Source organism: Fibrobacter intestinalis (assembly GCF_900167415.1).
Classification (GTDB): Bacteria; Fibrobacterota; Fibrobacteria; order Fibrobacterales; family Fibrobacteraceae; genus Hallerella; species Hallerella intestinalis.
Window position 1 is genome coordinate 1 of record NZ_FUWU01000079.1, and the last position, 9634, is coordinate 9634.

Genomic DNA, 9634 nt, shown 5'->3' on the forward strand with positions numbered 1-9634 from the left:
GCTATACTGTTTTTGCCTTCTGTGGAACGGAATGAACAAAAAATGCGAACGTCCTTATCTTGCGTTCGCAAAGTGACTTTTTAAGGGCTGACTAGCTACTTTTTCTTTGATCGAATAGATCTGGTCTTTGGATTTTTTGTCTTGAAATCAATCATTTCTTCAATCGTTGAAGAAAAGGTGGCTTGTAGAGATGGTTCTTGATTTTTAAGTTTAGAAGTTTTGCAAGGTTTTCATGAATGTCTATAAATCCTTGCGAATTTCAAACATTCGCTACAGCTAAAATTTTTTTCCTTTCAAAACGCCACGAGCAAATTCAGCCCGCCGCCCGCATTCGCCAAATTCACCGACGGAACGATTGTCCATTGCAGGGAATTTTCACGCCGATCCTTGTAACGCTTGAGCGCGTCGATATACTCGTCTCGGCGATTCGCATGGCCTTTGCAATCCCTATACTCATCGATATTGGAAATCAGGATAGGAACACCGACCAAATAAAAAGGAATAGCAACGACGATAAATGTTGCTCCAAGTAAACGGTAAAAGCTCTCGTCGCCAAAAGAGTTAAGTAGGCCAATCCCTCCCGCAAGCAAGCCAGATCCAAGTCCAACATAAACGCCTCCGAAAATCATGCCGGTCACATTCGAACGATAGTCGGCATTCAAACTTTCTTCGACAATTAAAGCGTTATAGATGGATAGGCTGTCATCCACCCCGCCAGTCGAAAGCTCTTCACCCTGTTTCAAAGGAAACTCCCCATTCGCCAAAGAGGTTTCCTCCGCATTGGCAAATCCCCAAAACAGGCTCCACAACAAAAGCAACAGCATCCGTTTATTCCGCATCATTCCCACACCTCAAAACGCCACGAGCAAATTCAGCCTGCCGCCCGCATTCGCCAAATCCACCGACGGCACGATTGTCCATTGCACGGAATTTTCTCGCCGTTCCTTGTAACGCTTGAGGGTATCGATGTATTCGTCGCGCCGGTTCGCATGGCCTTTGCGCACGACAAATTTATACGTGTTGTATAAAAAAACAGGAAGACCAACTAGATAAAATGGAATAGAAATTGCAGAAAAGAAGCCTACCGAAATTGCCGACGCAAAATCATTTTTTGAAACGTCATTAATGGCCACACACAAAAAAAATGTTCCTGAGCCAATCAAAAATCCTCCAACAATCATCCCGGCGACATTGGGACCATAATGGGAATCGTAATTTTCTTTGGCTATCAGGTCATAATAAATTTTCACGCTGTCTCCATTGAATTCAACAGAAGTTTTTTCATTTTGTTCCAACGGATTTTCCGCCAACGGCATAGCAACAGCATACCCCAAAAGCAGATGCAGCAGTAAAAAAAACAGGAAACATCCATTTCGCATCATTTCAAAGTTTTCTCCAACCGAAGAATCCCGTCGTGTTTGGTTTTTAAATTAAAAAACATCTCGATGTTTTTTGCAGAGATACTCGAAAAATCATCGCAGACATCTTTTAGATTTAGGTGAAAAGGTACACCCAAAAATTTTTTCTCGCATTCGCATCCAATGTCCCGTCCATGCTAAATTTCAAATCATCATCGTTTAAATCTATTTTAAAATTGTAAAAATAATACTTATTTACGCTTTTCACTTCCTTCGTATTTTCCAACATATCCGTTGTGCCAAAGTCATGATAGCCAGCGTTTTCATAAACCGAGAGCAAATTTTGCAGGCTTTCCCCATCCATAGAGACTGAAACCATTCCCGCATCCGAATTGGGCGCAAATTCGGCTTTACATAACGATAATGCAATTAAAAACAATAGAACGGGTTTGCAAATTTTAAACACATCAAAAAGATAATACGATTTTTTTCGTTGTCAATGCTTTTTAGGTTGTTTTTCGTTGCGTTATTTTTGTCTTCAAAATTTAAAAATATAAAACGCTTGGAAAAATTCGACGGACGGTGCTGATACCTTGCTCCGTTTTTTTATATCTTTCCCTAAAAATTATGCAAATCGGAATCCGCTTTTCTTTGGACGGAAAAACTCAGACGGAAATAAGCAAATCCAAAATAGGGAACAAAAAGTCCTCATGGCTCTTTTGAAATTGTAGGTGGCAGGGCGTCCTCGAATATCCACAAAGCCTTGTAAATTTCAAACATTTTTTCGTCATAAACCTAACAAATACTGGGATGGGCAATTATTTGAAGGACGACTCGTCAAAGCCCGTTTTAGCTTGCCTTTCGTAAAATTTTATTTCATGGTGAACAAATCGCCGTGAAAAACGTTAATCCCATAGGGGTTCCACTTTTAGAGGAGAACCCTTATGAATCAATCCGCGGAATCAAACGCATTTAAAGTCGGTTTTTTTGTCGATGGCTTTACTTTGCGCAAAGTCAATGAATACTACCGCAATCAAGTCCCGGAATGCAACGGTATCAATTTATTGGGACTTAAAAATTGGGCGGCTGCCCAGGCAAGTCGTTATTTTTGGGCGGGGCGTTCCATTGAAATGATGTCGCATTATTATCATCCCTATCGCAATCCCGAAGAGGACAACGATTTTCGTCATCGCGGAATGATGTTCTTTTCGGGGGAGCTTGCCAAAGCCGGTTTTGGCGTTCATTTTGCCGAAGTGAATTATGTGAAAAACCTGTGCCCCAATATGGCTCTGAAAGAAGACGTGTTACTTTATGCGCAATACAAGCAGCTGGACGCCTTGATTCTTGCCAGTACGCAGGGGCAGTTTGCGGGCCTTCCCGAACGGCTTGCCCGAATGAATGTCCCCACTCTTCTTTTGGGCTGGAACTTTACCTATTGCAATCAGAACCGCGAGGTCCATTGGCATACGGACAAGGATTTGCGCCGGGAATCGACTTACTACATTCCGATGGAACGGGTGATGGAAAAAAATAGAGCCAGCAGGGATGTGCTGACTCGAGATTTATTTTTGTCGCCTAGGGGAAAAGCTACAGCTTGTCGCGGAGTTTCTTCTGGTTTTCCGAAAGGAATGTCCAGGTTAGCTTGACGCCCATAAACCAGGTGTCGCCGTTGTTGTCCGGTTCGCCGAGAAGATAGCCTTCCACGTCAAATTCGTTGAAGCGGATAACGCGGTAGCCCGCATAAGCACCGATGGAGAACGGGTCCAAATCGACTCGCAGTTCGAGTTGGGTGTTGATGGTGGGCGAGAACACGCTGTAATAGCGATTGCGCACGGTTACGGTATCGCCGTCTTCGGTTCTGAAGGCGTAGTTGGATCCAAGATGGATGTTCAACAGGTTGATACCGAAGCCGACGGAGGGAATCAAATTGATGATGGTGCTTTCACCGAAGAGCTTCCAGCCGAACATCCAGTCGATGCCGTAAGAGAACCATTTGATATCGTAAAGATCGTGGCCGCTGCTGTTTTTGCTCGCCGGTTTTTCGGAAACTTGGGTGGGCATGAAGTTGATGTCGAACCAGGTCAGGAACTGGTGGTATTGCGCACCGACTTCCACGTGCAGACCGAGATAGTAATCGTTGAAATGCTCGTATTGGGAAATCGAACCGTCCTTTTCAAAAACGGTGACGGTCGAGGTGTCGTCTTCGACTTGATATGTTTCCAGATGCCCGAAATTTTTGCTGAACAGAATTTTGTTCAGATAATTCGCATAGGCACTGCGCATTCCCCGGTAATCCGCGTTAATGGAAATGAATCCGCGGATGTCGTGCTTTTCATAAAAGCCCTCTTCGGGTTCGGCAAATACGAAAGACGTTATCGCACAAAGAGTTGCGACAAAAAGGGTAAGGGAAATCTTTCTGTTTTTCATGTTGCTTAAAATAGCTTAAAAATTTTACATGGAGATATTTTTTCTAGGAATTTTAATCGGAAAAGGCAAAGCCCTTTCTGGATTTTGATATGTTTGGCGCATGAAAATGAGACGGATAACGCTGATTGGGCTTTTTTTCTTGGTAATGGCCGTCGTTATATGGGTTTGGGGCTTGCCGGGAGAAAGACGGGCTGATGCGAAAAATCGGGCCTATGCAGAAAGTGCCGCTTTGTCTCTTTCTTATGCGGCGAATTTTGGAGTGGATTCCTGCGGCGGTTTTCGGATCCTGTGGGTGCGAAACGGAAAAATGCCTCCTTTGCGCTGGCTCTTGCGGGATTCTCTTTCTCCGTCGAATGTGCCGCCGGATTTGGCGGAGCTTCCGCGTCTTGCGCTTCCCGTTGAACGGATGACGATACTTTCTTCGACCTATCTTGGATACCTTTCCGCATTGAAGGTGCCGGAGCGGATTGTCGGCGTGGATTCCAAAAAATACATTGCGGATTCGGCCTTTTACCGTCGAGTGGACTCTTTGCGGGTGAGCGAAGTCGGTGAAGGCGTGGAACTTTCTCCCGAAAAAATATACGGGCTGCGCTCCGATGCCATTTTTGCATTTTCGACAGGCGAGACAATTCACGATGCGTACCCCAAGCTTTCGCAGTTAAAGATGCCGGTCGTATTGACTTCGGAATGGCGGGAAAAACATCCGCTCGGCAAAGCGGAATGGATAAAGTTCTTTGGCGTTCTGACCGGTCGCGAAGCTCTGGCGGATTCCCTTTTTTCTCAAAGCGAAAAAAAATATTTGGCGATAAAAGGCCGGCTGGATTTGTTGAAAGACTCGGAAAGGCCCGTTGTTTTCACGGGAACGCCGTCTTCGGGAAGCTGGCTCGCTTCTTCGGGAAACAGCTTTATGGCTGCGCTTATCCGGGATGCGGGAGGGATCTATCTTTGGCGGTCGGACTCGGCTTCAGAAACGCTTTCTCTGCCTTTTGAAAGGGCTTTAATCGATGTGCAAAAAGCGGATGTGTGGATCAATGCGGGCGGATACGCGACTCTCGACGAAATCAGTGCAAACGAGGAGCGGATTCGGCTTTTTCCCGTATGGAAATCCGGTGAAATTTACGGTTACGATTTGCGAAAAGGGCCTGCGGGCGGGTTGGATTACTACGAAAGTGCGGTGGTAAAGCCGGATTCCTTGCTGCTGGACGTGGCGAAAATTCTACATCCAGCTCTTTTTCCGGGGTTCTCTTCCAAATGGTATCGCAAACTTTCTAATATTTAATTTGATATGATTGGTCATTCTGGTATTGGTGATTGGATATCGGCGTCTTATGAAATGGAGAAACCGTTCCTTCAGCAGATTCCGCGTGAATCCGCCGATTTTTTCTTGTTGAATTCCCAAATTCGGGAATACGAAGCGGGAGAAGCGATTATTGTCGGTGGAGAAATGGGAGAAACGTTTTGCGTGTTGCAGAGCGGTCGCGCCCAGATTTGCGGTCGGATGTTTGCGGACGGTAGCTACAATGTCATCGCCTGGTTGGAAACGGGCGCTTGCTTTGGGGAAATTTCGATTCTTTGCAATGAGCCAATCAACAATACGGTGATTGCAGCCGAGGATTGCACGGTGCTGCACCTCCCGCGGGAAGCGTTCATCAAGTTTTTGGAAAAAAATCCGAGCATTGTCGTCTGCCTGTATAAAATTGCGGCGGATCGCTTGCGGGCAAAAAATCAGGCCTTGGACGAATTTGAAAGCCTGTCTCTTTTGGCGAGCGCACGTGTTTTGCCTTTTATCGATTTTGCCCAGACGTTGGAAAAAAGCCGCATTACGGGAACGGTGCTTTTGGAATGCGAAGGCGTTTCGGGCTTTATCGCCTTTAGGGACGGTCGGATTTGCTGTGCGAAATGCGGACGCTTGACCGGGCCGGACGCTTTGGAAAAGATGCTTTCTTGGGACGACTCGGCTTTGTTTAAATTGGACACGCATCTGATGCCGGACGCTGTAAACATCAATCAACAGGCCGATACGACGAGTTTAATTCTGGATGCCTTGCGCAATATCGATGAAAAGCAGCTCCAGCAAAAAAATCAATAAAACAAACACAAAGGAAAAATCGTATGAATTATGCAGACGCTGGTGTTTCCCTTTCTCGTGCAGACGAAGCCATGGTCGGCGTGAAAAAGTCGGTTCGTTCTACGTTCAATGCGGGCGTTTTGGGCGATGTCGGCAATTTTGGCGGACTCTTCACCCTGAATCATTTGGGCCTGAAAGATCCGGTTCTGGTCAGCTCCGTCGATGGCGTTGGAACCAAGCTCAAGGTCGATATCGAAATGGGAACGCACACGTTGCCTGGACAGGACATTGTGAACCACTGCTGCAACGATATTCTGGTGCAGGGTGCTCGTCCGCTCTTCTTCCTCGACTATGTCGCCATGGGCGCTCTCGACCCGCAGGTGATGACAGGCATAGTGGAAGGTATGTCCAAGGCTTGCTGCGAAAACGATATGGTCCTTATCGGTGGCGAAACGGCGGAAATGCCGGGCATGTACGCAATCGGCGACTACGATATTTCCGGCACGATTGTCGGTGTTGTCGAACGCGAAAATATCATCGACGGTTCTCGCATTCATCCGGGCACCAAGATTTTGGGACTTCCTTCTACAGGATTGCATACCAATGGGTATTCGTTGGCCCGCAAAGCGTTGTTTGAAGTGGCGGGTTACAAGGTGGATTCTCGCGTGGAAGGCCTTGACAAGACGATTGGCGAGGCGTTGACTGTGCCGCACCGCAGCTATTACAAGAGCCTGATTGAACTCACCGATGCTAAAAAAATCGACGGCCTTGTCCATGTGACGGGTTCGGGTTTCCAGGGAAACATCCCGCGCATTCTCCCTGCCGACGTGGATGTGGTCATTGACCGCACTTCTTGGGAAGTTCCGGCGATTTTCAAAATCATCCAGCAGGCTGGCAGTGTTGAAAAGGATGAAATGTATTCGACTTTCAATATGGGAATCGGGATGCTCGTGTTTGTCGATGATGCGAACCTGGCGGACGTGGAAGCCCATCTGAAAGCGAAGAACGAACCGTTCTACCATGTTGGCGAAGTGGTGAAAGGAACGAAAAAAGTTCTTTTCCGCGACTAGTTTCGGGATTTTGAACGCATAGAAAAAGGCTCCCGTTTTTTGGGAGCCTTTGCTGTCAATTCCCTATGCAAGAATCTGTCGCTATTGCCCACTATAATATCGACCGTAATAACGACAATTTTCGTCGTTTTCACAAACGGCGCTTGGCTGGTATTCATTTTCTACCATCCAAATCTGGATTCCGATTTTCACGGTTCTGTATGTTTGCCCGTCGCGTTCATCTACGATTTTACCGTATGAAATTTTGGGATTTAGAAAATACCTTGTTTTTTGTATTGGACGCTAGATGAGAAGACTTCGGATTGGGAACTCAATGAATTGTCAAACATATACCGCAGCCGCCATACTCTTTTAGGACGGCGGGGTGCTCCGTAATGCCGTGTCCCGCTATTTGGAAGAGGGCGGTTTCCCTGATGTGCAGGGCGAAAACCTCCGCATTCGCAATAAGTTGCTGCAGGAGTACGTGAATGCCGTGGTGCTTAGGGATGTTATCGAACGACATGAAATTTCCAACGTCCAGGCTCTCCGTTATACATTAGATTATGTTATCCATAATTATGCACGGAAAGTTTCCTCCCGAGCGATATCGGGGGCGCTGAAAGCGATGGGCAAGCCCGATAATCGGGAATACATTTCGGATTATCTTCGCTATTTTGTGGATGCTTACTTGATTTACCCTGTTTCTATCAGGACGGATTCTGTTGCAGTGCGTAGGACGAATCCTGACAAGTATTATATGGTTGATACAGGCCTGGTTCGTGCCATGACTCCCAAGAATGATGCGGAGAAGGGTTGGCTTTTGGAAAACCTCGTGTTTATGCAGTTGCGGCGTGGCAACAATAAAATCGAATACTACGTAAACAAAAAAGGCGGCGAAGTCGACTTTCTGGTGACGGACCTTGATACAAAAGCAAGGCGTTTGATTCAAGTTGCCTGGAATATGGAAAAAGAAGAAACGAAAAATCGCGAACTAGTGGCGATTCGTTTGGCGAAGGATGAAATCAAGGTCAAGGATTGCTCTATCGTTACGTGGGATACCGATGGCGTTCTAGAAGACGGTGTCAAAATACCTGTTTGGAAGTTCTGCTTGGACAATAACGCCTAAGGCTTCATCGTAAGCTTATTTGCAGGCATTACTGAGCCGCAGCCGCGGATGCTGCGCGTCAAATCCGAATTTCCCTTGTCCCTTCCGCTTGCCACCTCAAAAAAGGGAAATTTTTCATGGCGAGTTTTAGTGGAGGGCTGTATCCAATTCCTAAATTGGCCCCGCCTTCAGCGAAAATCACCATTCCTACAAAATTAGAGAGCCGCCTTCAGTGAAAAAAAATGCCATTCCTACAAAATTAAAGGGACTTATATAACAGAGCTACCCGATTAGTTTGTAAACGGTATTGAGATTTTTTTGACTTATATTTTGGAGTTGTGTTGCCCCAAACGCAACCCATTGTCCCTTGTTTTTTTAGGGGCGAAGAGGCCTCCTTTTACGGGAAATTCCTCTTACACAATGGGGTTTTGTGGCGTTTGCTGCTATTCCACTTCGTTGCGGCTGATGTTGTCCTTTTTCACCCAGCCGGAATAGATTCCGTCTTCGGTCTTGAGGTTTACCCAGCAGTTCTTTTCGTCTACAGGAATGAGAAGGGTATTTGGGGAAAAAGAAAAGACTTCTTCGGCGTCGTCTGCGGGGCTTGCTTTCATGGAAATTTCCTCGCCGTTTGCCGATACCAGCCGGGTTCGAACGACAGAACTATGAATCCAGTAACCAGTCGTAGAACCATTGAGGACTTCGTTTCCTAAGGTTCCGCTGTCTTCAATTTTCCACCAACCTTTGATTGGAGAGCTGAGACCAAGTGTTGGCGTTCCTCCGATTTTTAGGACAACCTTGCCCTTCATTTTATCTCGGATGTTGGTAGAATCTTCATCAAATACATAGGCCCATACAACAGATTCGCATTCGTCCTCTTGCACATATTCATCCTCTTGCACATATTCGTCCTCTTGCACATATTCGTCCTCTTGCACATATTCGTCCTCTTGCACATATTCATCCTCTTGAATATCAGTTTCTTCTTCGGAGGGTTGAATTTCTTCGTCTTCCCTTTCGCTAAGGATTTCCTCGGCAATGCCTCCATCGGTTTTGGCGGGGACTATTTCCGGTTCGTTCGGGCTCATCAGAAGGGATCCGACAAGAATAGCAATGATTCCTCCGATGGGAATACAAACTCCCATAATCAACTGAGGTTTACAGGAACGGGCTTTTTCGGTAGCGAAGTGGTAGGGCAATAGCTTTCCTGTAAGCAAGCCATAGATGTCTTTGATGTACCAGACAACCCAGCCCAGAATATTGATGCAGGAAATGACTGCCATCGTAACGGAAATAATTGCCAGTATAGTATATGTATATGTAAAGTAGTCGATGAAGTTGTTGATGAAAATGCGGATGAAAATGCTGATATGAATTACTCCCAAAAGAGGGAAAATCAATTTTAGCAGGCCCTTGCGGATGTAGCCTAGATAAAACCGGTCCACGCCAAAGAGTCCAAAGAAAAGGGAGAGGATGATGGCGACGGCACGCTTTTTTCCAGATTTCTCCCAAATTTCGTCAAGGGCGGCATTTGTGTTGGGCAATAGCTTTCCTATAGCCAATCGTACTATGTCAGCGATGTACAAGACCAGCATACTGATGAAGGAAAGGATAAACACTACAGTGGAAA

The 9634-nt window shown here is 46.1% G+C and carries 11 protein-coding genes; 5 read left to right on the forward strand and 6 right to left on the reverse strand.

Features of this window, described 5'->3' with window-relative positions:
- Window positions 1-293 precede the first annotated feature (293 nt).
- The 3 genes from B5D40_RS14025 to B5D40_RS14035 form a co-directional block, all read right to left on the reverse strand.
- Entirely contained in the window at window positions 294-842 is a 549-nt protein-coding gene (locus B5D40_RS14025; protein ID WP_078777418.1) for a hypothetical protein, read from the reverse strand.
- A gap of 9 nt (window positions 843-851) precedes the next feature.
- Entirely contained in the window at window positions 852-1382 is a 531-nt protein-coding gene (locus B5D40_RS14030) for a hypothetical protein (protein WP_095849576.1), read from the reverse strand.
- A gap of 112 nt (window positions 1383-1494) precedes the next feature.
- Entirely contained in the window at window positions 1495-1737 is a 243-nt protein-coding gene (locus tag B5D40_RS14035) for a hypothetical protein (RefSeq protein ID WP_143394475.1), read from the reverse strand.
- 565 nt (window positions 1738-2302) lie between these two features.
- On the opposite strand from B5D40_RS14035, the gene B5D40_RS14040 reads away from it, so the two are divergent.
- The gene (locus tag B5D40_RS14040; protein ID WP_078777421.1) at window positions 2303-3004 is read left to right on the forward strand and encodes a hypothetical protein; all 702 of its coding nucleotides are present in this window, start codon (window positions 2303-2305) and stop codon (window positions 3002-3004) included.
- Here B5D40_RS14040 and B5D40_RS14045 read toward each other — a convergent pair.
- Window positions 2946-3785, reverse strand: a complete 840-nt coding sequence (locus tag B5D40_RS14045) for a hypothetical protein (RefSeq protein WP_073305969.1) — start codon at window positions 3783-3785, stop codon at window positions 2946-2948. The two genes, B5D40_RS14040 and B5D40_RS14045, sit on opposite strands and share 59 nt — an antisense overlap.
- 100 nt (window positions 3786-3885) lie before the next feature.
- Between B5D40_RS14045 and B5D40_RS14050 the strand changes: the two genes are divergently transcribed.
- The 3 genes from B5D40_RS14050 to purM are packed head-to-tail and all read left to right on the forward strand — an operon-like array spanning window position 3886 to window position 6923.
- Window positions 3886-5064: an ABC transporter substrate-binding protein gene (locus tag B5D40_RS14050; protein WP_078777422.1), complete on the forward strand. Its 1179-nt coding sequence runs from the start codon at window positions 3886-3888 to the stop codon at window positions 5062-5064.
- Between the two features lie 6 nt (window positions 5065-5070).
- A complete protein-coding gene (locus B5D40_RS14055; protein ID WP_078777423.1) occupies window positions 5071-5874 on the forward strand; it encodes a cyclic nucleotide-binding domain-containing protein in 804 nt (267 codons plus the stop codon).
- Between the two features lie 23 nt (window positions 5875-5897).
- Window positions 5898-6923 (forward strand): phosphoribosylformylglycinamidine cyclo-ligase, encoded by a 1026-nt coding sequence (gene purM, locus B5D40_RS14060; protein WP_078777424.1) that lies wholly within the window; start codon window positions 5898-5900, stop codon window positions 6921-6923.
- 81 nt (window positions 6924-7004) lie between these two features.
- On the opposite strand, the gene B5D40_RS16200 is transcribed toward purM, so the two are convergent.
- A complete protein-coding gene (locus B5D40_RS16200; protein ID WP_078777425.1) occupies window positions 7005-7199 on the reverse strand; it encodes an FISUMP domain-containing protein in 195 nt (64 codons plus the stop codon).
- An 88-nt stretch (window positions 7200-7287) separates the two neighbouring features.
- Here B5D40_RS16200 and B5D40_RS14070 point away from each other — a divergent pair, with 88 nt between their 5' ends.
- Entirely contained in the window at window positions 7288-8028 is a 741-nt protein-coding gene (locus B5D40_RS14070; RefSeq protein WP_078777426.1) for an ATP-binding protein, read from the forward strand.
- Between the two features lie 422 nt (window positions 8029-8450).
- Here B5D40_RS14070 and B5D40_RS14075 read toward each other — a convergent pair.
- The coding region (locus B5D40_RS14075; protein ID WP_234978178.1) for a TM2 domain-containing protein at window positions 8451-9634 on the reverse strand (1184 nt) is incomplete at its 5' end.

Coding starts and splice junctions, on each gene's coding strand:
- B5D40_RS14030 (WP_095849576.1), bottom strand. CDS start 1,382: ATGATGCGAAATGGATGTTTCCTGTTTTTTTTACTGCTGCATCTGCTT.
- purM (WP_078777424.1), top strand. CDS start 5,898: ATGAATTATGCAGACGCTGGTGTTTCCCTTTCTCGTGCAGACGAAGCC.
- B5D40_RS14045 (WP_073305969.1), bottom strand. CDS start 3,785: ATGAAAAACAGAAAGATTTCCCTTACCCTTTTTGTCGCAACTCTTTGT.
- B5D40_RS14050 (WP_078777422.1), top strand. CDS start 3,886: ATGAAAATGAGACGGATAACGCTGATTGGGCTTTTTTTCTTGGTAATG.
- B5D40_RS14055 (WP_078777423.1), top strand. CDS start 5,071: ATGATTGGTCATTCTGGTATTGGTGATTGGATATCGGCGTCTTATGAA.
- B5D40_RS14040 (WP_078777421.1), top strand. CDS start 2,303: ATGAATCAATCCGCGGAATCAAACGCATTTAAAGTCGGTTTTTTTGTC.
- B5D40_RS14035 (WP_143394475.1), bottom strand. CDS start 1,737: ATGGTTTCAGTCTCTATGGATGGGGAAAGCCTGCAAAATTTGCTCTCG.
- B5D40_RS14025 (WP_078777418.1), bottom strand. CDS start 842: ATGATGCGGAATAAACGGATGCTGTTGCTTTTGTTGTGGAGCCTGTTT.